Annotated in this window: 17 protein-coding genes; 9 read left to right on the forward strand and 8 right to left on the reverse strand. The window is 45.6% G+C overall.

Annotation, left to right across the window (positions count from 1 at the left end):
• Nucleotides 1–5: 5 nt before the first annotated feature.
• The 4 genes from HGP28_RS13005 to moeA form a co-directional block, all read right to left on the reverse strand.
• Entirely contained in the window at nucleotides 6–470 is a 465-nt protein-coding gene (locus HGP28_RS13005; protein WP_168836904.1) for a hypothetical protein, read from the reverse strand.
• 10 nt (nucleotides 471–480) lie between these two features.
• A complete protein-coding gene (locus tag HGP28_RS13010) occupies nucleotides 481–2595 on the reverse strand; it encodes an LruC domain-containing protein (protein ID WP_168836905.1) in 2115 nt (704 codons plus the stop codon).
• A 387-nt stretch (nucleotides 2596–2982) separates the two neighbouring features.
• Nucleotides 2983–3729 carry a molybdopterin-synthase adenylyltransferase MoeB gene (gene moeB / locus HGP28_RS13015; protein ID WP_168836906.1) on the reverse strand — a complete coding sequence of 249 codons (747 nt, stop codon included), beginning with the start codon at nucleotides 3727–3729 and terminating at the stop codon, nucleotides 2983–2985.
• A 30-nt stretch (nucleotides 3730–3759) separates the two neighbouring features.
• Nucleotides 3760–4998, reverse strand: coding sequence for a molybdopterin molybdotransferase MoeA (moeA, locus tag HGP28_RS13020; protein ID WP_168836907.1), 1239 nt, complete (start codon nucleotides 4996–4998; stop codon nucleotides 3760–3762).
• Nucleotides 4999–5396: 398 nt separating this feature from the next.
• Here moeA and folE point away from each other — a divergent pair, with 398 nt between their 5' ends.
• Nucleotides 5397–6050 carry a GTP cyclohydrolase I FolE gene (gene folE / locus HGP28_RS13025; protein ID WP_168836908.1) on the forward strand — a complete coding sequence of 218 codons (654 nt, stop codon included), beginning with the start codon at nucleotides 5397–5399 and terminating at the stop codon, nucleotides 6048–6050.
• A gap of 84 nt (nucleotides 6051–6134) precedes the next feature.
• On the opposite strand, the gene HGP28_RS13030 is transcribed toward folE, so the two are convergent.
• Nucleotides 6135–7103, reverse strand: a complete 969-nt coding sequence (locus tag HGP28_RS13030; protein WP_168836909.1) for a TDT family transporter — start codon at nucleotides 7101–7103, stop codon at nucleotides 6135–6137.
• A 151-nt stretch (nucleotides 7104–7254) separates the two neighbouring features.
• Entirely contained in the window at nucleotides 7255–8625 is a 1371-nt protein-coding gene (gene clcA, locus HGP28_RS13035) for a H(+)/Cl(-) exchange transporter ClcA (protein WP_168836910.1), read from the reverse strand.
• Nucleotides 8626–9244: 619 nt separating this feature from the next.
• Between clcA and HGP28_RS13040 the strand changes: the two genes are divergently transcribed.
• A complete protein-coding gene (locus HGP28_RS13040; RefSeq protein ID WP_168836911.1) occupies nucleotides 9245–10150 on the forward strand; it encodes an aldo/keto reductase in 906 nt (301 codons plus the stop codon).
• 120 nt (nucleotides 10151–10270) lie between these two features.
• On the opposite strand, the gene rnb is transcribed toward HGP28_RS13040, so the two are convergent.
• On the reverse strand, nucleotides 10271–12280 hold the full coding sequence (rnb, locus tag HGP28_RS13045) for an exoribonuclease II (protein WP_168836912.1): 2010 nt from the start codon (nucleotides 12278–12280) through the stop codon (nucleotides 10271–10273).
• A 413-nt stretch (nucleotides 12281–12693) separates the two neighbouring features.
• On the opposite strand from rnb, the gene HGP28_RS13050 reads away from it, so the two are divergent.
• The 7 genes from HGP28_RS13050 to HGP28_RS13080 all read left to right on the forward strand — a co-directional run bounded on the left by HGP28_RS13050 (nucleotide 12694) and on the right by HGP28_RS13080 (nucleotide 22019).
• On the forward strand, nucleotides 12694–14652 hold the full coding sequence (locus HGP28_RS13050; RefSeq protein WP_168836913.1) for a DEAD/DEAH box helicase: 1959 nt from the start codon (nucleotides 12694–12696) through the stop codon (nucleotides 14650–14652).
• A gap of 675 nt (nucleotides 14653–15327) precedes the next feature.
• Entirely contained in the window at nucleotides 15328–16527 is a 1200-nt protein-coding gene (locus tag HGP28_RS13055; RefSeq protein WP_168836914.1) for an acetate/propionate family kinase, read from the forward strand.
• Nucleotides 16528–16591: 64 nt separating this feature from the next.
• Nucleotides 16592–18376 carry a recombinase family protein gene (locus HGP28_RS13060; protein WP_168836915.1) on the forward strand — a complete coding sequence of 595 codons (1785 nt, stop codon included), beginning with the start codon at nucleotides 16592–16594 and terminating at the stop codon, nucleotides 18374–18376.
• A 503-nt stretch (nucleotides 18377–18879) separates the two neighbouring features.
• On the forward strand, nucleotides 18880–19386 hold the full coding sequence (locus HGP28_RS13065) for a hypothetical protein (RefSeq protein WP_168836916.1): 507 nt from the start codon (nucleotides 18880–18882) through the stop codon (nucleotides 19384–19386).
• Nucleotides 19377–19826, forward strand: a complete 450-nt coding sequence (locus tag HGP28_RS13070; protein ID WP_168836917.1) for a hypothetical protein — start codon at nucleotides 19377–19379, stop codon at nucleotides 19824–19826. The genes HGP28_RS13065 and HGP28_RS13070 overlap by 10 nt, the downstream gene beginning before the upstream one ends.
• An 11-nt stretch (nucleotides 19827–19837) precedes the next feature.
• Nucleotides 19838–20656, forward strand: a complete 819-nt coding sequence (locus HGP28_RS13075) for an ADP-ribosylglycohydrolase family protein (protein ID WP_168836918.1) — start codon at nucleotides 19838–19840, stop codon at nucleotides 20654–20656.
• 31 nt (nucleotides 20657–20687) lie between these two features.
• Nucleotides 20688–22019 (forward strand): hypothetical protein, encoded by a 1332-nt coding sequence (locus HGP28_RS13080; RefSeq protein ID WP_168836919.1) that lies wholly within the window; start codon nucleotides 20688–20690, stop codon nucleotides 22017–22019.
• A 460-nt stretch (nucleotides 22020–22479) separates the two neighbouring features.
• Here the strand turns inward: HGP28_RS13080 and HGP28_RS13085 are convergent, their stop codons facing one another.
• Nucleotides 22480–23406, reverse strand: a complete 927-nt coding sequence (locus HGP28_RS13085; protein WP_168836920.1) for a hypothetical protein — start codon at nucleotides 23404–23406, stop codon at nucleotides 22480–22482.
• Nucleotides 23407–23411 lie beyond the last annotated feature (5 nt).

Below are 23411 nucleotides of genomic sequence, written 5' to 3' on the forward strand. Positions count from 1 at the left end.
TGGAATTACCAAGTTATCGTCGCTGTTTGAGTTGAATGGCGTTTTTGCAACGGCGCGCTGTCGTTGTAAAACCAGATTTCGATTAATAAATCTTGCTCGGCATTTGCGGCAGAAAAAGGCATTGAGATGGTTCCATTATGCAACGGGGCTGCAACCACGCGACTGGCGTAATCCGCTCGAAGGTTGCCATCTACTTCGGTGTAGTGAGTGTAGACTGAGACAAAAGCGCGTTCGTTTGAAATTGCGCTAATGTCCAAGTCCAACTGATATTCACTTACCGGGTGATAACTGAATCCATCCGGTACCACGATTTCTTCTACCGTTTGTGGCGTAGTGCTGATTGCTGCTGGCGGCGTTGCTGGCGCTGAAGCGGTGCCACCGCCACCACTCCCTCCACCACCACAGCCAAGGAGGACAGCGGAACACAGCGAGATAAGTGTGATTTTGTAAAGTGTTAAAGTGTTAAGCATAATGATTCTCCTATGGCTCGTAGCACTGATTGTCGGCAGCATTTTCTGCTAGGAACCAGTTAGTTTCATTGTCGCCACCGCTTGCAGCATATTCGGCAAATTTAGGATATGCCGTGACTAAGTTGGTGTACTCTTTAGGCCAGGTCCAATCGTCGGTGATAAGCAGCGCCCACGGGTGATTGTCTGCGGTTTTGAAGTACTTACCACTGTCTGGGTCGCTGTCATCAACGCCTGTTTTAAACGTAGAGGCGTCAAAGGCTTCTGTTGGCGCTTGATCTGGTAGATGGACTTCCCAAGAGCGGCCAGGATTATCACTGATTGATGCACCACGAGACTGGTTAGGGGATGCAAAAATAAAGGGGTCGTATGGCATATCTGGCCACGCACTAAGGGCTATGCCACTGCCTAACTCGATATTAAGGCGGAAGCTAAAGGTCTCGTCCTCTTTGCAATCGAGTAGGGTTCGGTAATAACGGCAGTTCGAATTGGCTTTCGAGCTTAAGTCATCAGTGATAATAAAAATGGCTTCTGAACGCCCACCTTCTAGGCCAAGCTCACTAGAGGCTTGATTGTGATTTTGAAACGACGCAGCGGTGTTGATTGCGCTTGGGGCGACACCTTCGAGGCGGATACCAAAGCCACTGCGATAATCAGCGCCTACGGCAGCAAGTCGACCATCAATTTGCGAACGAATCACCTTGCCATCTTTGAGAATTTCGGTGATTCGATATTTGATGACGGCATCGTTCATGTCGTAATCGGCTTTGTAGGGCCAGTTATCTTCATAAGCGAGTGTTGCGTAACCTGTTTCATTGGGGAAATAACGGGCGGTGGCACCATCATTTAGCACAGTGACCGCCATATCAACCACTTCCCCTGAAGTGGAGCCACCAAAAGGGCTTAAATTGGTTTCTTGACTAAAGCGAAAACGGGCCCAGGTTGTTGAGGTTGGCGCGTCGATATCAACCAACACATCAAGTAGGTTATCGCCTGCATCAAGAGCTTGGTCTGTGAAAACCTGTTCGCCATCATCGGTAAAATCACCGTCGGCATTCCAATCAATCCACGCCGATAGATAACCCGTTGTTGAAGCCTCAACCAATACTTTTGCAATCATCCCGGTTTCCAAACCTGTGACAAAGTGAACGCCTTTGCTGGTGGGTTCATTGTCTTCGTCACTTTCTGGTGGTAAGTGTCCGTCAATTTCCCCATCTGGTGGCGCGGCACCGAGCCAGGTTTCACCGTCGAACTCGTGGCGTGGCCCATTGCTGACAAGCAGAGTTTGATAGGAGTCTGGCGCATCGCCAAAGTCAATAATGGTATCTTCATCAATCACTGGCGCGTTTGCACAACGCGCACCATCATTTTGGTTCGAGGAAGGACCATTGGTGACAAACTCTACCGCAGGGACGATACCCGCATTGATGTTGGCGGCATTTGCTGAGGAAAGATCGATGCGATAAATTTTGCCATCTTGATTACGCGAAACATAGTAGTTGCCGTCGACATCGAAATAACCAGCGCCAAAGGTGCCTTTCTCTCCCGTGTCGCCAATGAACGTTTCATTGCCCGTGTTGAGGTCAAATTGGTATAACCACCCACTTCCGTTGTCGATGCCATAGAGCATACCGTCACCCGGATGAACGGCGAAATCGGTCAGATTAACATTGGCGCTTGAAGAGATTTGTTCAATCACAAGTGTCGCACTGGGATCGCTGTCAAGCGGCGATAAATCGATTTTGAACAAACCTTTTTTGTGACGGTACAAATAGTAGGTGTGGTTATATACATCCCCGACAAAAAAGGTGTGGTCTGGTAAGCCTGTCACGTTGAGTGTTTCGGCGATAAAATCCTGACCAAGACGAACAATTTGTTTGTGAGTCGTGTTGTATCCGTAGATATACCGATCATCAAAATTAAAACCTACCCCGTTAATATTGGCGTTGAGGCCAGTATCATTTTGCAGCAAAGTGGTTGAACCGGTGACAAGGTTAACACCATACACTTGCACGGGTTTGGATTGGAACAGATACGCTTTGCTAGGGCAGCTGTCGAAAGCCGTGGCATTAGCCATACTGACTGTTAGCAGCGAGAGTGGTAAAAAGCACAGAGATGATTTCAACATAGTAGCGCCTCGTTATTGGAATATGCTACCTATAATGAAAAGACCGTGCCAAAAATTAAATCATTGTTTTTGTTTGTTTTTTGTTTTTGATATTGCGCAATGAGTTGCTTTTTGATGGATCATTTATTGGTTTCTCGCAAAATGATAAACAGAGGAAATAATGAGCACGAAAGGGTGATCTTTGAGAGAGTATACCCGTCCTACTTGAAGTTGCTGCGCTTTTTGTTAACCAGATAGGGACGGGCACTCACAAACCTCATCTCACAGTTTATCTATGTTCATGAAGAGCTCAGAGGCTTTGTTCGCTGGTTGCCTACCTGCATCTTCACGTTGTTTGGATATAGAGAGCGAAACAGAACGTTTCGCTCAGATCATATGGGTATAGGTTTATTGGCAAATAGGGCAGTTTGCCTGCTTAGGCAGCGTCATTTGGCGCCATGACAGAGTCAGCGCATCAAATATTAGCACTTTGCCTTGCGGCGTCTCACCATAGTGAGCCAGCAGCTTGATAGCTTCCAGCGCTTGCATTGCGCCAATGATACCGACGACAGGGGCCATAACGCCTGCTTCAACGCAAGTCAGTGTGCTGTCGCCAAACAAAGCGCTCAGACATTGGTAGCAGGGCTCATCCTCGTGATAATGAAACACACAAATTTGGCCTTCCATACGAATGGCGGCGCCAGACACTAACGGCCGTTTGTGAGCAAAGCACAAACGATTAAGTTGATTTCGAGTTGTGACGTTGTCACTCGCATCAATGACGACATCATGCTGCGCGATCAGTGATGATAATTTGTTGTCATCCAAACGCTCTGAAATGATCTCAATATGAGAGTGGGGATTAAGCTCACTGAGGCTTTGTTGCGCTGAAATGACTTTTAATTGGCCAATATCGCTGTCGTGGTGAAGCACCTGACGCGCGAGATTGGATAACTCCACTTTGTCGTCATCAATAAGGGTTATATGACCTACGCCTGCGACAACCAGGTATTGACTGGCGGCGCATCCCAAGCCACCAGCGCCAAGGAGCAACACTTTGCCATTTTTTAACGCTTCTTGGCCTTCGAAATCAAAGTGTCGCAACATGATTTGGCGATTGTAGCGCAGCATTTCTGCATCGGATAACGGGTGCACGTTAGGGTTCCTATTTCACGGGTGATGAGGTTAGGCATACATTGTGGAATTAAACAGCTCGATCTGGACAGTTTCACCAATTTCCACCGAGCCACGGTCCCGTTCAAGAACAACAAAACAGTTAGCAAGGCTCATCGAACGAAATGCACCGGAGCTTTGATTACCAGTACTTTCTACCACAAATTGACCGTTTTCAATGCCGTAAATACCGCGCTGGTAGTCGGTACGACCGGGGGATTTTTTAAATGCGCTGCGAGTAACTGCAGGAATGGTTTGTGGCGCTTGCCATTCGCTATGACCGGCTAGTTTTGCCAGCATGGGTTGCACGAGCACATACAAGGTTAAGAAAGCCGAAACCGGATTACCAGGTAGGCCACAAAACCAAGCGTCTTCGAGTTGACCAAAAGCAAAAGGTTTACCCGGTTTGATGGCGAGTTTCCAAAAACCAATTTCGCCCAGTTCCGCTAATATATCTTTAGTATAATCGGCTTCACCCACGCTCACGCCGCCAGAGGTGATCACCACGTCTGCTAACTGCTGCGCGCGCAAAAAAGTGGCTTTTAATTGGTCTGGACAGTCGGGAATAATGCCTAAATCGATAGCGTCACAGCCAAAGTTTTCCAGCAATGGTTTGATGCCGTAGCGGTTGCTGTCATAGATATCGCCGTCTGCCAAAGTGGTGCCTAAAGGCTTTAACTCGTCGCCTGTAGAGAAAAACGCGACTTTTGGTTTTTGAAAAACACGTACCTGTGCGATGCCTAATGTGGCTATCATTGGAATATCGCGCGGAGTCAAACGTGCGCCTTTGGCTAGCACTAAGGCGCCGAGTTCAATATCATCGCCTTTCGGGCGGATGTTCATCTGTGGCTTCGCATGAACAGATGTAAAAACAACCCCAGCATCGGTCAGTTGTACTTGCTCTTGCATGATCACCGCGTCACAGCCAGTGGGTATCTTTGCGCCTGTCATAATTCGCACGCAACTGCCAACAGGCCACTCGCCAATAAAAGGTTGTCCGGCGAACGCTTTGCCAGCAATAGCAAGTGGGGTATCTGATTGTAAATCGCTTAGGCGCACCGCATAGCCATCCATCGCTGAGTTAGCAAAAGGTGGTACAAAGATAGGTGAATGAAGATCCTCGGCTAAAACATAGCCAAGTGCTTGTGCAAGCGGAAGTGTCTCCGTTGCTTGGATCGGGGTAATGCGCTCTAGCATGGTAGCGAGAGCATCTTCAATAGCCATTAAGCCTGGCGTGTCACAACAGCCCATAGTGTTATCCAATTTGTTTGTAGGTATAAAGCTCGCGGCACTTTAGCATACCTGTCATTCATACCCAAGCGACCTTCAGTCATCATAATATATCCATATAAGGGTATACCCGTTCCACTTGAAGTTGCAGGGTTGTTGGCTGGCTCTCACAAACCTCATCATATAGTTCGTCTATGTTCACGAAGTGCTCAGAGGCTTTGCTCGTTTGCCGCCTACCTGCAACTCCAAGTTGTTTGGGTATATAATCCTTGGCTAAAATGGGGATGTATTTCATTTCGAATGCGAGTATTCTTATTTGTTAAACCCTAGCCGATGGAATTCGCTGTTCGTCACGAGCAAACTTGTCTCACACAATAGCGCGGCTTAAGGGCAATCGCAGAGCATGGCAAGAGGTAAAAATGACAGCACTCAGCGAATCGGCACAGAAGGTAAAAGCCGCACTCGAGCATCGTGGTTTGGAAACGCCAATGGTTCCCAATCTTATCAGTCGTGAAGAGAAGAAAGAGCGTATCGAGCATCATATGCGAGAGATTTTATCGCTACTCGCTTTGGATCTTACCGATGACAGTTTGGTTGAAACGCCGCATCGCATCGCCAAAATGTACGTTGACGAAATATTCTCTGGTTTAGATTACAGCAACTTCCCGAAAATTACCGTTATTGAAAATAAGATGAATGTCAGCGAAATGGTGCGCGTAAAAGATATTACGCTAACAAGTACATGCGAACATCATTTAGTGACAATAGACGGAAAAGCGGCTGTCGCTTACATTCCGCGTGGAAAAATTATTGGTTTATCTAAGATAAATCGTATTGTGCGATTTTTTGCTCAAAGACCTCAGGTTCAAGAGCGCATGACTCAGCAGATTTTGGTCGCCCTGCAGTGCTTGCTTGAAACCGATGATGTCGCCATCACCATTGATGCGACCCATTTCTGCGTCAAATCGCGAGGTGTCATGGACGCAACAAGCGAAACCACAACAACCGCATTAGGGGGGATTTTCAAGTCTAACCCTGCCACTCGCCACGAGTTTCTGCACGGCTTACGATAAATATCAACATCAAGGTACTTTATTCACTAAGGTGGCCTTGATGTGTTTGCGTAAGTTGTTCGAGTCGTACTTCTTTCGTGCGCTTTAGTGTGAACGCGACAATAATCTGTTGAAATACATCTTGCTGTAGCCCGCAGCCACCCAAATAACCAATACCGTCGCTACGCTCAGTTCAAAGAACCCAAAATCATGCAGCCATTGCCATTGTGGATACGCGCGGTCGAAATAGTCTGTCAGCTTATACATGGCGATGGCACTAATCACCGAAGGAAAGGTCACCGCAGCAATCGATGGTTGAAATTTGAGCCGCAGCAAACGTAAGTAACAGAGATAAATGAGCAGCGTCATAGTAATGGCAATACCTGCCAATGCACCGGTCAAAATGGGATCTGGGTTAGGAAAGTTCACCAGATATGCCGCCAGCGTTAAATTGATAGGCGCTGCCATAATCGCAAGTGTTGGCCTGGCGCGGCGTGGGAGTGAACCAAAAAAGACCAGTCGGTACAGCACGACGGGAAGCATAAAGAAATAGATACTAATGCAGACAAGCGCTACGTTCTGAGCAAAGATATTATGCCCCAGTTGTGAGCCAGCTAATGAACTGCTGATCAAACCAACAGGATACAGAAACCAAGCCGGCACGATATTAACCATGCGAAAGCGGCGTAGTTGAAACCACAAAAATAACACCATCATAGTGATATGCAGTGTTAAGGCGAGCGCCCAAACCGGATAAGCGAACCACAATCCGGCGCTGGCAAGATAATCACACAGTACAAGCAAAGCCATACTCATCGGTGCCATTAAACTGCCATTAAGCGGATGGCGTAAATCGTTAATAAATAAGCGAGGATAGAGTGCGTATTTGAGTAATACCGGGCTTAACAAAAGTGCGCCAATTAACACTAATGATGGACGTATAATATCACCAAAACTTGGAGCGTAGAGCGCCCAAGCTTGACCGAGGCCAATGAGGCCAAGTGCCAATGCAGCTTGTGAAGTAGGAATTGATTGTAGTTTGGAAAGTGCTTTCCAGTGACAGGCCAAGTTCATTAAAGATCCGAATGCGACAGACTATGTCCACCTAATGCTAAGGTGGGAGTTTTGCGCATGATAACAAGAGTTCACCTTATTTGTTGAGTGGTTTTTTCTCCATAACTCACTTGTTTTGAATCGAATTTATACCCAAACAACTTGGCGTTGCTTATTCTGACTGGCTATTTTTTAAAGTGCGTCGAAGCAGCTGTGTATAGAGCGGCTCTCCGCCGCACCACTGCGCAACAATCACTGCGCCGAGTGATGTAACAATCAAAGGCAAGATCAAAAAGTAGTTATTGGTCATTTCGATAACGAGCAAAATGCCGGTAATGGGCGCGCGCACCGAGGCAGCAAAAAGCGCCCCCATACCTGCAACAGCAAACATACCAGCTTCGAGCTCTAAAGAGGGGACGGCCCAATCGGCAATCACGCCAAAGCTGTATCCAAACAGCGTACCCAGCGCGAGCATAGGAGCAAAGACACCGCCGGGCGCGCCAGAGCAAAAACAAATTAGGGTGGTGATAAGCCTTCCGAGAAAAAGGAGCAGCAGTAACCCCAGCCCAAACTCACCGGAAACAATAATATTGATGAGCGCAATACCGCCGCCAGTCAACTGCGGCATATAGATTACCAACAGGCCAAAAGTCGCGCCGATTGTGGCGCCAAGCAACAGAAATCGACTGCGCTTATTTTGATGCAAAGCGACAAAGGTATCTTGAGCCTTAGCGATGAGTTTATTAAAAACGACACCAAGTACGCCGAACAAACCGCCTAACAGAAGAAACAGCCACAGCGCGCTGAGAGCTGGCGCTGTGTAGTCGGGCATCTGAATTTCTGCTGACTGGCCTGCAATCATTCGATAGACCACATCGGCCATTACTGAGGCAATGATCACGGCGTGGATTGACATCAATGAATAGCGAAATTGGGGCCGCATCTCTTCGACAACGAACATGATCCCGGCTAACGGCGCATTAAATGCCGCAGAAATACCACCGCCAGCACCCGCCGCAAGTAGCGCTTGGCGGACGTTATCATCTTTCAGTTTGAGGAGATCGGTTGTCATGCGCGCTGCTGCACCACCCATTTGCACTGTCGGCCCTTCACGACCAAGAACCAGCCCAGCGCCCAGCGCGCTGATCCCACCAAAAAACTTAACCGGAAGAATGCGCTGCCAACGTATTTGGCGTTTATTTTCAAGGGCGCCTTCAATTTCTTGAATGCCTGAACCTGCCGCTTCTGGCGCAAATCGGTGTACGAGATAGTAACCAAAGGCTGCGAGTAGGGTGCTTAGCAGTAATGATACAAGCCAAGTCGGTAATGAAAAAAGTGACTCGCTATGAAGCCAACCTGACCGCCAGTGACCAATAGCGTGAACCGCGACATCAAGTACGGTCCCTAAAAGCCCAGCGGCGCAGCCAATAAATGCCGCAAGAATCAACACATAAAACGGACTGTCACCTTCAAAAAGGAGGTGCTTTACTCGAGTACGAACACTGGCGCTAGGCTTCGAACTCTGTCCGTTGTTTCTCTCCATTGGCATATTCCTTCATTTCATATGAGGCCGCTTAAGTATAGTTATAGGTATGCTGGAGAGCGTTATTTTTGGCACGGGTAGCACAAACACAAAATTCCCAGAAGTGAGTCATAAAATTGCAATAAGTTTCTCGCTTTTGGCTGGGTTTAAGCCATACTCAAACTGCAGATAAAAACTCTTTCAGGAAAAAGGGTCTGCGACAACTAGGTAACTAGGAACACCAGGTTAACTAGGACAACAAGGTTAACTAGTACAATTACGGTGGCTTTGATTATAACCACCTGTTACTGCCTCAAATGAATATCAGGTCGACCCTGATCCGCGAACTCACGATTGAGTCTAGAGGCATAGGGCGCTTCATTGAAGCGCCCTTATTCGTTTCTGATTCTCTATACCCAAACCACTTGGAGTTGCAGGTAGGCGGCACTGAATTCATTATTTTGATGTCGCTTGGGTAACTCTCTTCAATTCTGTTCGTCTTTCTCTCTAAGCGTCTTGAGCCTGTTTTGTTGGCAGCGCTGAATTATTGGGCAATTGCGACACAAACACGCTTCGCCTAATTGAGACTGCATAGAAAAATCATTAGGATGTTGGCAGATATTACACAGGGAGAAAATCCATGGTTGCAAAAGTACAAGTGGCCCCACAAGGCCCTGAGCTTTCTGAGTTGGTGCAAGGTTATTGGCGTCTCGCTGAGTGGAATATGACACCACAGCAACGTTTGACGTTTTTAAAGCAGCATCTTGAGCTTGGCATCACAACAATTGATCACGCTGATATTTACGGTAATTATGAGTGTGAACGTTTGTTTGGTGAAGCGTTAGCCCTTGAGCCTAGTTTACGCGAACAGATCCAAATCGTAACCAAGTGCGATATTTTATTGTGTGGTGATAAAACGCCCGAGCGACGTATCAATCATTATGACACCAGCGCAGCGCACATTTATCAATCGGTAAATAATTCGTTAGAGCGCTTGGGCGTCTCAGAGATTGATGTGTTACTTATCCATCGCCCAGATGCGTTGATGAACGCCGATGAAGTGGCTGATGCCTTTACCGAATTACACAAGGTTGGCAAGGTAAAGCATTTTGGGGTGTCTAACTTTAATCCGCGTCAGTTTGAGCTGCTGCAATCTCGTTTAGGGAAGTCATTGGTGACAAACCAAGTCGAAATTAACCCGCTTAATTTTGATGTTGTCCATGATGGTACGCTTGACCAAATGCAGATGCACCGAATTCGCCCGATGGCATGGTCATGCTTAGGCGGTGGCGCACTATTTACTGGCCAAACTGAACAAGCGCAGCGTGTTCGAGCTGAGTTGGAAGCTATTGCGCAAGAGATTGGTGCATCGATGGAGCAAGTGATTTACGCTTGGGTGCGTCGTTTACCGTCAAACCCAGTTCCAATTATTGGCTCTGGAAAAATTGAGCGTGTACGTTCAGCTGTTGAGGCGCTCTCACTTGAATTGAGCCGAGAGCAGTGGTATCGCGTATGGGTTGCCTCGAAAGGTCACGGCGTGCCATAACGGTATAAAATGCTTAATGATTACTCTATCGTCATCGCCAATCGCGTAGGGTAGAGAAGATAAAACAATGCCAGCGAAATGCTGGCATTGTTATTCTTATCGTGTTGAGTCGAAACTGGCTTATTCGGTCGCTTTGGACTCCGCAGATTGATTATCCGTAGAGACATCAGCAAAAACCTCAGTCGGCTTTGCCACAATATTTCGATTTTCCTGATTGACGTCAGTCAGTACCACTTCGAGCGTATCGCCAAGTTGGTAAACTGAAGCTTTATCAATGGAAATGATACCTGCTTCTGCATTGCATTCTAAACGCTCTTTGTTCGCGAGAATCAGTGCTCCGGGAATAAAGGCAGTTGCGCCATTTTCCAAAAGTCGCACACGCGCGCCTGCGCGATTAATATCAAAGATTTCTGCTTGGAAGCTAGTGCCTTTGCTTGGCTCATTGGCTAGGGTGCGAGCATACAACCAGTCCGAAACGCCACGCTCTGCTTGCTTATGGTGCTTTCTATGCAGCGCTAGCTCTTCGCCAATGACATCGTCAGGAACTTGAATAGGTTCGGCGTTTAATATCGCCGCTTTTAACAAGCGGTGATTGATCATGTCACCGTATTTACGAATAGGGGATGTCCAGGTGGCATAGATGTCGAGCCCCATCGCGTAGTGAGGTTTCGGTTGATTATTCATTTCTGAATAAGCTTGATACTTGCGAATTCGGTTATCGAGATAGCTTGCATTTTGTTCACTTAACCAGCGACGGAGTGCAGCAAACCCCTCTAATGTGGCAACCGATTCTGCGGTAAATGGTAACTCACCTTCGGGATTGACAAGGGCAATCACATCCGCAATTTTTTCAGGTTTGAAGCCTGAGTGGCTATTGAAGATCCCCATGCCAAAACGCTCATTCAATACGCGTCCTGCACAAATGTTGGCAGTGATCATCGCTTCTTCAACTAAGCGGTTTGCGCTGCGGCGTAAATCGGCATGAATCGCAATAACATCATTATCTTCACTGAGTTCGAAGCGATAATCAGGGCGATCTGGGAACACAACCGCGTTGGTTTCACGCCAATGCGCGCGAGCTTGAGAAAAGTCGTATAGGGCGCGTACTACTTGGGCAATCTGCTCATCAGGCTGCCACGCATCGCAATGCCCCGTTTCTAACCAGTCTGAAACATTGTCGTAGCTTAAGCGAGCGTGCGAGACAACATTAGCCGCATAGAAGCGAATATCATCACCAATCACGCCATCTTTTGATACGGTGACGCTGCAGCAGAGCGCAGGACGCACTTGGCCTTCATGCAGTGAACAAAGCTCATCGGCTAACTCGCGAGGCAGCATTGGAATATTGCGACCCGGAAGGTAGATGGTAAAGCCACGCTCACGTGCGACCGCGTCCATAGCGTCGTCAGGCGTGATATAAGCCGTAGGGTCGGCAATGGCAATGGTCAGCGCAAAATCGCCGTTTTCGGTGAGCGACACATGCAGCGCATCGTCCATATCTTTGGTTGAAGCGCCATCAATGGTGACAAATGGCATTGACGTCATATCAACGCGCTCAAGAGCGGCATCGTCTTTTATCTGCCAATCATCAATCCCTTCTGGCTCGCGATTGGGAAGATCGTTTTCAGCCAAGGTGACCCACCAAGGCGCAATTTTATCGTCGCTATTGGTGATTTTTTCGCGAATTTCGACAAAAAAACCGCCGTCATCTTTAAGTGGATGGCGGATCAAGTGCGCAACAACCCAATCGCCTTCAGCGAAGGTCTCTGCGTTAAGCCCTTTGGCGATTTTTGCTTTGAGTGCCAACTTTTTGAGCTGCGGGTGGTCGGGGGTAACGTTGAGTTTGCCCTTAATAAGCTTTACTCGGCCGATAAACCGTGTCATTGCCGCTTCGATAAGCTCTTGTGGCTCAGCAAATTCGCGCTCATTTTCGGTACGAATAATGGCAACGACTTTATCGCCATGCAGGCATTTTTTCATGTATGGCGGCGGAATAAAAAAGCTGGTCTTACTATCCACTTCAAGGAAACCGAACCCTTTGTCGGTTGCTTTGATACTGCCTTCTTTTTTAGGCAAATTTTCTTGAATTTGCTGCTTGAGCTGCGCAAGTAGGGGGTTGTCTTGGAACATGGCCTAATTAATGATTTCGCGAGTTAATGAAGAAAAAGAATCAGCGGTCACTATAAACAACGTGCTTTGGTATTACTACCAAAACTGACACTTTCATCGGCCACAGGCACTATCTCATTTATTGTGAGTGAGGCAGGTAAGGTCGTGATTGGGGGCAAATGGCGTGTGTCAAAGCTAGGAATTCTGCTTCAATTTTATTACTGACACCAAAAATATGTGATGGATTTCAATTTATTCTGGCTTTTTTTATGCATTTAAGGAATAATCCGCCTCCCTTAGTCGTCCCTATATGGCTTGTCGCTATTTTTTACTGTGCTGTTTCCTCGCGAATGGAATCGGTATCTGGATCGATCAGTATTGGAATTGGTAGAGCTGTCGGGACCGTTTTTTTAGTTATATATAGTAGGATCCCAATGCAAGATTCTGTAATTCAATTCAGTGACTTAGAACTGAATGATGCCATCCTGTCTGCTCTAGAAGGTATGGGCTTTGTCTCTCCAACTCCAATCCAAGCGGCCGCTATCCCTCACCTTTTAGAAGGTTCAGATGCGCTCGGTAAAGCACAAACGGGTACCGGTAAAACAGCGGCATTCTCATTGCCACTGCTGAATAAACTTGATCTAAACCAACGTAAACCTCAAGCCATCGTACTTGCGCCAACGCGTGAGCTTGCAATCCAAGTTGCGGCTGAGATGAAGAACCTTGGTAAAAACATTAACGGCCTTAAAGTTCTTGAAATTTATGGCGGTACGTCAATCGTTGATCAAATGCGTGCACTTAAAAATGGTGCTCACGTTGTTGTCGGTACACCAGGTCGTGTACAAGACTTGATCAATCGTGAGCGTTTGCACCTAGATGAAGTTCACACATTTGTTCTTGATGAAGCCGATGAAATGTTAAACATGGGTTTTGTCGACGATGTCACTGAAATCATGGAGCACGCACCAGAATCTGCGCAGCGCGTTTTGTTTTCAGCAACCATGCCTCCGATGTTGAAGAACATTGTTGAGCGCTTTTTGCGTGACCCTGTCACCATCGACGTTGCAGGCAAAAACCACACGGTAGACAAAGTAGAACAGCAATACTGGGTTGTTAAAGGCGTTGAGAAAGACGAAGCGATGTATCGTATGCTTGAAACTGAAGCAACAGATGCGTCTATCGTGTTCGTTCGTACTCGTCAAGATACCGAGCGTTTAGCTGATTGGCTATCTGCACGTGGCTTTAAAGCGGCAGCACTGCACGGTGACATTCCGCAATCATTGCGTGAGCGTACCGTTGACCACATTAAACGTGGTGTGATTGATATTCTTGTTGCTACCGACGTTGTCGCTCGTGGTCTTGATGTGCCGCGCATCACGCACGTATTTAACTACGACATTCCATTTGATGTTGAGTCATACATCCACCGTATTGGTCGTACTGGCCGCGCTGGGCGTCAAGGTAAAGCGATTTTGTTGGTTCGTACTAACCAAATTCGTATGCTACGCACCATTGAACGCGTGACAAAATCGACCATGGAAGAGATCCAACTTCCGCTGCGCGACCAAGTTGCAGAAGCTCGCCTAACTAAGCTTGCTGCTGAGTTGACTGCAGAAAAAGATCATGAAGCGTTGGACAAATTTGTTGAACTGATTGAAAAGCTTGAAGCGTCATTGGAAGTGAGTGCAACCACTCTTGCCGCGATTTTGCTTAAGCGTCAACAAGGTAAACGCCCACTGTTCTATACAGGCGCGGATCCAATGATCGAAGCGATTGAACGCGATAAGAATCGTCGTCGTGATCGTCGTGAAGGTCGCGATGGTGGCCGTGAAGGCGGACGTCGTGAAGGTGGTTTCAACAGCGCGCCACAAGATTGGGATACTTACCAATTGCAAGTTGGCCGCGATCAAGGCGTTCAAGTTAAAGACATCGTGGGTGCATTGGCAAATGAACTTGGTTTGGGCAAAGGCTCTATCGGTGCAATCAAATTGGCACCAGGCCACACATTTGTTCAGTTGCCAAAAGCGTTGAGCTCTCAAGCTGCATCACGTCTAAGCAAATTGCGCATTCGTCAAAAAGATGTGGGCGCAGTAGTTTGTGACTTTGATGATTTCCGCGAATCACGTGGTGGTCGCCGTGAAGGTGCTCGCGATGGTGGCGGTTACCGTGGAAACCGCGATGGAAACCGTGAAGGCGGCTACCGTGGCAACCGCGAAGGCAATCGTGAAGGTAATCGCGAAGGCGGTGGTTATCGTGGCAATCGCGAAGGTCAGCGTGAAGGCGGGTTCCGCGAAGGTGGTGAACGTCGTTTTGATCGCAACCGTGGTGGCGATCACCGTGGTGCGCACCGTGGCGAGCGTGGTCATGGCCGTGGCCGTCGTACCGACGCTTAATTAAAGTTATTCGTTATTGTTGAAGCCGAGCATCTAGCTCGGCTTTTTTATTGCCGTGACAAAACGACCGCCTTGGCGGAATTCATTGATTTTTGCCGAGCGCTCTGTTTTCAAAAGAATGGCATACCCTTTCCACTTTAAGTTTCAGCGTTGTTGGCGGGCTCTCACAAACCTCATCACACAGTCTATCTATGTTCACGAAGTGCTCAGAGGCTTTGCTCGTCTGCCGCCTACCTGCATCTTCAAGTGGTTTGGATATAAACGTTTGCTCAACTTTTTTTGAGTGTCTAGATGTAAAATTAGTTAAATCAAAAAGAATTGTCGCAAACAGAGTGAGGAACACATTTTCGCTTAAGATGTCTCGGGTTTCACTGTGTGTCGAGGTATAGCTTTATCAAGTTAGTGAGGATGTGTTACGGGCTGTGCGTAAACCTAGGCTATTGAATTCATATAACAATAATTATTGATAACTCAGGCTAATGAATGAAACAAAAAAAATACGTTGGCAAAGAGTGATAACAACCAGTATAAAGAGCCTCAAACTTGTTTGAGATCAAATTACCTCTATCAAATTTGTATCGTTTACTAAAAAATTGTTGAACCATTAAAAAAATATTGAATAATGAGTATCACAACAACGCAATTCATTCCGCCCTACAACAGGATAATTAATTCATGTCTAATTCGTATGTACTGGTGATCAACTCCGGCAGTTCCTCTCTAAAGTTTGCGGTTATTAACTCAGCAACAGGTGAGGCGGTGCTTTCAGGTCTTGGTGAGTGCTTTGGTCTTGAAGATTCTCGCATGAGCTGGAAATTCAACGGTGACAAACGTGAAGTGGCCATTCAAGGCGACGAGAGCCATCACAAATTGGCGATCAACACATTAGTAGGATTAACCGAAGAATTAGCGTTGGCACAAGATATCGTTGCTGTGGGGCACCGCATTGTTCACGGTGGCGAAAAGTTCACTCAAACCGTACGCATTGATGAAGCGGTCACTCAAGAAATTGAGCAACTTGCCGATCTCGCACCATTGCATAACCCCGCTGGCGCTATCGGTATTCGCGCTGCGTTGGAAGCGTTCCCGTCACTGCCACAATTTGCGGTGTTTGATACAGCGTTCCATCAGACAATGCCGAAAAAAGCATTCACAGGCGCGATTTGCAACACGCTATACAGCGACTACGGTATTCGTCGTTACGGTTTCCACGGTACTAGCCACTACTATGTGAGCCGTGAAGCCGCACACATGCTTAATAAGTCAATTGACGATGCGAGCTTTATATCCGTTCACCTTGGCAACGGTGCCTCAGTGTGTGCGATTGAAAAAGGCCGTTCTGTTGATACCTCGATGGGATTTACCCCATTATCAGGTCTAATGATGGGCACACGTTGTGGCGACCTTGACCCAGGCATCATTGAATTTTTGCTGAAAAAAGGCTGGTCTCAAGAGCGCGTATTTGATGCGCTGAACAAAAAGTCAGGTTTCCTTGGTGTGTCTGGAGTCACTTCTGATGCGCGTGGTATCCTCGAGGCAATGGAAAACGGGCATGAAGGCGCTAAATTAGCGTTTGAAGTTTTCACATACCGCGTTGCTAAATACATTAGTTCATATCTAGTTCCACTAACGTCATTAGATGCGATCATTTTCACTGGCGGTATTGGTGAAAACTCATTACCGATTCGTCGCGAGATCCTAAATAACCTTAAGTTATTAGGTTTTGTTGAAGATGAGCAAGGTAATGAAGCCGCGCGTTTTGGCAATGCTGGCGTTATCGCTCGTTCAGAAATGCTTGACGCTGTAGCCATGGTAATTCCAACTAATGAAGAGTATGTTATAGTACAGCAGTCAATGGTGTTACTTAACCAATAATCATAGCTACTAATTTTGATATATTAAGCCACTGTAAACAGTGGCTTTTTTTATAGGAGACGATATGGAAATCAGAGATGCCTATATATATTCGCGTGTTAGTAAAGAGAGCCAAGCAAAAGAAGGGGAAGGTTTAAAACGACAAATTGAACGAGCGGAAAAGTTCATTGAAACAGAGAACAAGGTTAATACAGAATACCGCTATCAACTAGTCGACGAAATTGTAGATGCGGGTTTGTCTGCATATTACGGGAAGAACACGAGTCAAAATGGCGGACTTGGGGCTTTTTTAGAAGCTGCTAAACAAGGAGAGATTAAAGAAAAGTCGTTGTTGATTGTTGAGGCTGTTGACAGATTAAGCCGTTTACCAGCCGATCACAGCCGTCAATTGTTTGCAAAGTTGAAGCGGTACAAAGTTGATGTGGCTATTACTAAGTTTTCCCTCATCATACCTCACGATGAACAACTTGATATGGGTGTCGACCTGCTCCTAACCGCAGCCTTTCACTTAGCTCACATGGAGAGTGAACAGAAATCTCAGCGGATCAAAGCAACATTTGACAAGAAACGCCGTGATGAAGCGGAAGGAGGTGAGAAACGTACCTCTGTTTGTCCCGCGTGGATGAGGCTTTCATCGTGCAAAACGCACTTTGAGCTAATTCCTGAGCATGTTGAAGTGCTTACAAAGATGATTGATATGAAGTTGGAAGGTTATGGTTGTCATAGGATTACTAAATATCTGAATGAGAATAATATTTCCAGCTTTAGTGGAAAGCCGTGGCGTACTGAAGTGGTTAATAAGTATCTAAAAATGATACAACTTAAAGGTGAGTTCCAGCGTGTAGAGCATAAGGAGGTTGATGGTAAGACGAAGAAAGTACCCGTAGGGGCTCCTATTGAAAACTACTATCCTCGCGTCATCGACAACCCGAAATTTCTAGCTTTACAGAGTACATTTCCAATCTCCGTCAAAGGAAGAGTTGGCAGTTCGTTTCCTAATTTATTTCGTGGTCTACTAAGGTGTCCTAGCTGCGGAAATATTCTAAGTTACTCAAAAACGTCACGCGGTCACCCTAAACTTCGTTGTCGTTCAAGACTTGATAATCAAGGTTGTACGCAAAAATTCACGAGATATGATCCAATAGAGAAGCACCTTGTTCAGAGTTTGGTGGGCTTAGATTATAGTCGATTGATCGATAGTTCTTACAAAAAGCTTGAGGCAGAGATTTCGACTATTGATGGTGATATCAAATCCAAGCAACAATACCTTTTATCGTTATCTAGTGAGATAGAATTGGCAGAGCATATTGAAACAATCAAATTGCTTCGCTCTCAAATGGATAAAGCGAACAATACTCTCGATGTTTTGTATGATAAACGAGATGAGCTGACTAAAGTTTCGTCGAACTACGACTATAATGCTGTCAAAGACTTGGATTTATCAACAGTGGAGGGAAGGCAGAAATATCATGAGTATGTATCTAAGTTTATTGAATATGTAGTTGTTCAAGATCCAGACAAAAAGGGCGCTGCTACAGTTGTGAAGTTTCGGACACAAAAATTAGGGTTATTGTTTTTTCCTTATAACAAATTGACTTGGGATCTGTCTCATGAACAGATATTGACTGATTATTACGCTGGAAGAAAAAATGACAAAAATGAGATAGTACGTCCTATATCATTAACTTATGCTTTAAATCGGAGGGATTTACTCAAAGAAGTCAGTGTAGTTGAAGCACCAAAAGAGCCTGAGTATTTATCTGACATTAGATATCTATTTGAAATCAGGCAAGAGTTTAAAAAAAATCCCGAAAAATGGCGTACTCTAAAAAGGAAATTGAGACTTTAGTTGTAATTTCAGGTAATAAGATTGTGTTGGTCTAAAAAAATCCAAGCCAACACTTTGGTGGTCAATATATAAGTTAATCCGGATTTAGCAAAGCCACCCGCCATACATCTATCTGAAGGTTGTGCTTCTGATTGCTACCTAATTTTTTTCTACGAATAAGGCAAAAATCGAAGAAAAACACCTGATCCCACTCAGCACAAGTGGTGGATCACAAAAATAACTTGATGTCAACTGATATTTGTGGTAATATGCTTGTCCACTCAGCGAGGGGTATATCAAATGTTTAGATTCATTTCTTTCAGATACATTGCTTTGCTTATCATCATAATTCTCATTGTCGATTTCTTTTTCTTCAAATCATCACAGCAAACAGCGAGCTTGTTTGAGACAGCATTGCTCAACAGCAAGTTATATTCTTAATTTCTAATAGTTCAATCAAAGAAACAAGCATCATGCGCTTCCAGCGTAGGGCACTTTACATCCTCACAACAGGAGTTTGAACTATGACAACTAAACCAAATTTTGATCGCAAGAAGTACGAGCGCTTGATTGAGATTACTACTACTCAACCAGGCATGCGCGATACTCTTGAACAAATGGAGACCCTGGTTATTCAACTCTCGCCCGACGTCGATAAATTTATCAAGAAGCACAACTATGTCAGCGTAGATAAATTTATTGGAGTGTTGCCTTACGCACCAATTGCTGAAGATCTTCGGAGTTTCTTCAAAGTGCAGGTGAGTGACAGAGAGTCAGTGCAGTTCTGTATGTGTGCTTGTCAAAGTCCCATGAATGCTGAGCTAGACACGTTCATCGTTTATATTTGCACTAAAGAGGAGGACGATGAATACGGCATCATCGATACACTTTTACAATCTACGGAGAATCAGTTGCCAAATTTGCCGCCAAATCGACTATCAATCTGTACTGCTGAGTCAAGTGCTGACTTGGATAACATTGATTTGAACGATTTAGAAGAATTCGACGAATTGGTGAAATCATGTTCGTAGAACAAGCAGCCGAAAGACTTGAGTTAGATATACGCAATCTAACAGATAGCGAGACAGCGCTACTTATCTCTGAAACATACCGCGATATCAATCGAGCAGTACTTAAGTCATTAGTCTTGAATCGTGATGGCGAGAATCTAAAAGTGCTAAGCAGCGCGAAAGTTCGTTTGCATATGTGCAACTTCCTGAGATTTCAAGCTCTATATAAAGAGCGCGATGTAAGAGAAATGCTAAGTGAGATAATTGACCATAGAAAGCCTTATCATGGTCAGGATGTCTATCAAGTTGGCTCGTTTCCTTACCATCACTACGCTCTGTATTGGCACATCCAAGCTTACCGAAATAAGCGATTCATCAATATGTACAGCTTGCCTGCTCGTGATTATTCGGACATCGAATTTCGAGTATATGTGAGTGCAGAAATTGGCAAAATCAAGTAAGAGGTGACCATTTGATAGGTGGAATCATTGGAGATATTGCCGGATCGCTGCTTGAGGGATCAAAACTGAGAACTTATAACCTGAGTGAAGCAAAGATGTTTTGCCATAGGGCACATCCGACAGATGACTCGATACTTTTGGCAGCCACAGCGCATGCCATGCTGGATGATAGTGACGATTTCGCTATGTACTACCGCCTTTACGCGGGGGCATTCAACGATTGTAAGTTTGGACCCAATTTTTCGTACTGGATGAGGACGGGCCAGCCATCTGATAACAGTTATACGAACGGGCCAGCGGCTCGGACTGGGGTACTTGGCTATCTTGAGAGCGAAGATGAAGTGCTTCTCTTAGCGAAGAAAGCAGCAGAAGCTACGCATTCACATCAAGAAGCAATTAATGGTGCTCAAGCTGTAGCATGGGTGACGTGGGCGATGCGCAAGCGTATTTCTGCACAAGAAATTTGCGAAGAGCTTTATCAGCGTTGGGATTACTACGTAGACAAGACGCACTCCCACAATTTGGCAAAAATGCGTACCGAAGCCGTGAGTTGTGATGCTAGCGCGGTGACGACTGTACCGCTTGCAATCTTTATCGCGCTTTATCAGTCGCATAACGTCGAGACTGCTGTTCGTGCTTGCCAGTACATTGGCGGGGACACCGACACATTAGCTTGTATATCTGGTCTCATCAAATCACAGGAGTATGCACCAAATCCGCAATGGGAGCACATGTGCAAACAGATTTTATGGCGCAAAGCGCAGCCAATTTTGCAAGTAGTCGAGCAGTTTGAAATGAGATTTGACGACAGTAAGTCGTTGCCATTCTAGCGAAAAATCAACAACAATCGGGAGCGAAAATATGCGCAAGATTATATTCAGCGTAGGGATAGTGGCATCTTTAATTCTTTCAATGGTTGGCTGCGGTGGCAGTGGTGAAGAGAGTTCTGATACCGGTTCAGCAGGTTCGGGTTCAACAGGCATTAGCTTTAGTTCTTATGTGAATGGCTCTTTCAAGAGTATGTACGATCCAGCAAACTCGTCTTCTGCGATAGTAAGGAATTTAGATCCAGACAACCAAAATGACTTGGGTTATTGCGGGTACGGTGAAGGGCGGTCATCAGATCGATACTACGAATCTGCGCGAGTTATTGTGGTCGGTTCTGATTCTTTGCCAGCTGACGATTTTCGCTGGGGTGCAACTTTGGGGGAGTGGGCTTTAGATCGTGCTTTGGCAGCAATGAAAATTAGTCACAGCAAGTATATCGATATGAAATCTGGTATATCAGTGGCGGCATCTCAAGGAATCACACAAATGATCGAGAGCATTTATGCCAATACTGGCTTTGTTGCTGAGTACAACAGTGCTCATTATCAAAGCATTCTTGAGAATGTGTTTAATGGCAATCTCGTTACTCATTCTTATGGCTCTGAGATTGTTCCAAACTTATCAAGCTTTTCAGGAAAGTTTGCAACTGACACGGACTCTGCACGTCGTGCAATTCGTGTCGCACTTGCAGCTATGTCCGCCAATGATGAGCTAACGCTTTATTATGACCTTTACAACGAAATGGTTAATCAGGGAATTGATGTTGAAAACGAACTTGGCTTGTTTGGCGTAATTCCGGAGAACATTGAGAAAATGGTGGTTTGCCTATCTGCTTCTCGTTCAAATTCGGAGTGGGGCATGGGTACGCGACAAGGGTTTGAAGTGGCAGCGAAATCTGCTACTCAGCGCAGCGATGATTTACAAATTGCTACCCACGAGGTGATTCATCATCTACAAGCAACAATAACAGAGCCGACAATTGGTGGGGCATCCTTAGAGCGTTGGTTTAGCGAAGGCCAGGCTATCGTGCTTTCAGGTATGAAAGCAAACACTGGAAATCATTCTCGTCGTACGCTTGATGTTATTAATGCTTCGGACGGAGCTGACTACTACGCAACTCATGGCGATAATGAGTACCCAGATTATGGGCAGGCTTATAACTGGTTTGTCCGTAAATTCGGTTCAAATGCTCAATTTGAGCTCCTCTACCAGCTTCGAGCAAGTCGTTCAATGGATCTAGATACATCGGGCTACAGCGCTGCATTTGTTGATGAATTTAATAAGCTCGCGAAGCCCAATTGCGATTACGATTGTCGCTTTGAATTAACTGACTTTAGAGCGGATTATCCGAATCAAAATAAATAAAACAGAAGAGTTCCCCTAAATTGCAGAGGAGGTAGCACGATGATTTTCATTATTTTTATTGGCGTTGCTATGTCGTATTGGCAAGTCGATCTTCGGTTTGAGTTCATGAGAACATTTAGCGTATGCGACCCTTACTTATCTTATAATGACGAATGGCCAGAAGGTTTTTATCAGTGTTACGGGTTAGGCTCTGACTTCGTTAATCATGCAAGAAGACATTTTAAAGATCTTTTCTTTTTCCTTTTTGTCATACCGTATGTAAGGTTTGCAGCGATCACTTTTATCAAGACCGGAATTTAATTGCGGAAAATGCAATAAAGAACATTTGTCATTGCGATATATAGTGCAATAATTATTCACGCTGGTATAATAGTATTTAGAAGCTGAATGGCTTCTGACATTGAACCTTTGGTTTATGAAAAGAGCACTTTTGGTCGAGTGCTCTTTTTTTGTGCTCAATTTATGCGACGAGAGCTTTGATGGCTTGATCGATAGAGTCAGATTTTGCCTTCGCCTCTCTGAGTTCTTGATCTGACGTCTTTCTTGGCAAACCTACGTCTACCACTTCGCATTTACCATTTTCGCGTTCTGATGGGCTTTCAGTAAGGCTAAGTACCGTTATCTTTCCAGCATGAGCAGCTAAGAAGAATTCAACCACTTCGTGCATTGTAGCGATAAATGCTCGGTGACAGTGACGCTGATAGCCCTTGCCGCTCTTGTTTTTTATTTTCTGCTTTTTGTCATCTCGTTTGTATGGCTGATCATTGCAGGCTTTCAGCGTCATGCCGAACTCTGCATCTAGAATGTCTTTTAGCGTTGTTAAAGTCGAGTTACCAAACCTAGCGTTTGGGAATACTCGGAAGAAGTAGTCTTTGACAAGCTCTTGGTGTTCGCCGATCTCAAGGATTCCGGTTTCTACCCATGCTTTGATTTCTGCGCCTTGATCTTCTGAAGTGAACTTGAAGTCATCCCTAGTGCTAACCATCTCGAAAAACGTCTTCACGGTAAGTGCATTAAACTGGTCTTTCAGAGAAGTGCCGTAAACATCACCTCTGCTCATCATATGGTTGCGCACTTGCTTGCGGCCTCGACCCGAATGGTCGAAATCAAGAAGAAGAGTGTCCACTTTTTCTGTATTGTAGAACTTTCGCAGTTCGTAGTTCTCAAGCTCAAACTTGCGTTGTTGAGTGTTAACGTCCCCGTCAGCTCTGCGCTGTATAGCAACCTCTTCAGCGATGAGCTCAGCATTGATAATGCCAGCGTATCGTTCTTCTTTCTCAATTGCCGCGCCAGCTTCGTTAGCTTTAGCGCCTTGTTTTTGATGGCTGTTCTTGCCGGTTCTACTTTCATTCAAATACTCGATCTTGTAACCGTTTTGTTCGAACATCGTGA

Source organism: Vibrio agarilyticus, from assembly GCF_012641465.1.
Classification (GTDB): domain Bacteria; phylum Pseudomonadota; class Gammaproteobacteria; order Enterobacterales; family Vibrionaceae; genus Vibrio; species Vibrio agarilyticus.

Coding starts and splice junctions, on each gene's coding strand:
- HGP28_RS13005 (WP_168836904.1), bottom strand. CDS start 470: ATGCTTAACACTTTAACACTTTACAAAATCACACTTATCTCGCTGTGT.
- HGP28_RS13010 (WP_168836905.1), bottom strand. CDS start 2,595: ATGTTGAAATCATCTCTGTGCTTTTTACCACTCTCGCTGCTAACAGTC.
- moeA (WP_168836907.1), bottom strand. CDS start 4,998: ATGGGCTGTTGTGACACGCCAGGCTTAATGGCTATTGAAGATGCTCTC.
- folE (WP_168836908.1), top strand. CDS start 5,397: ATGACAGCACTCAGCGAATCGGCACAGAAGGTAAAAGCCGCACTCGAG.
- HGP28_RS13030 (WP_168836909.1), bottom strand. CDS start 7,103: ATGAACTTGGCCTGTCACTGGAAAGCACTTTCCAAACTACAATCAATT.
- clcA (WP_168836910.1), bottom strand. CDS start 8,625: ATGGAGAGAAACAACGGACAGAGTTCGAAGCCTAGCGCCAGTGTTCGT.
- HGP28_RS13040 (WP_168836911.1), top strand. CDS start 9,245: ATGGTTGCAAAAGTACAAGTGGCCCCACAAGGCCCTGAGCTTTCTGAG.
- rnb (WP_168836912.1), bottom strand. CDS start 12,280: ATGTTCCAAGACAACCCCCTACTTGCGCAGCTCAAGCAGCAAATTCAA.
- HGP28_RS13050 (WP_168836913.1), top strand. CDS start 12,694: ATGCAAGATTCTGTAATTCAATTCAGTGACTTAGAACTGAATGATGCC.
- HGP28_RS13055 (WP_168836914.1), top strand. CDS start 15,328: ATGTCTAATTCGTATGTACTGGTGATCAACTCCGGCAGTTCCTCTCTA.
- HGP28_RS13060 (WP_168836915.1), top strand. CDS start 16,592: ATGGAAATCAGAGATGCCTATATATATTCGCGTGTTAGTAAAGAGAGC.
- HGP28_RS13065 (WP_168836916.1), top strand. CDS start 18,880: ATGACAACTAAACCAAATTTTGATCGCAAGAAGTACGAGCGCTTGATT.
- HGP28_RS13070 (WP_168836917.1), top strand. CDS start 19,377: ATGTTCGTAGAACAAGCAGCCGAAAGACTTGAGTTAGATATACGCAAT.
- HGP28_RS13080 (WP_168836919.1), top strand. CDS start 20,688: ATGCGCAAGATTATATTCAGCGTAGGGATAGTGGCATCTTTAATTCTT.
- HGP28_RS13085 (WP_168836920.1), bottom strand. CDS start 23,406: ATGTTCGAACAAAACGGTTACAAGATCGAGTATTTGAATGAAAGTAGA.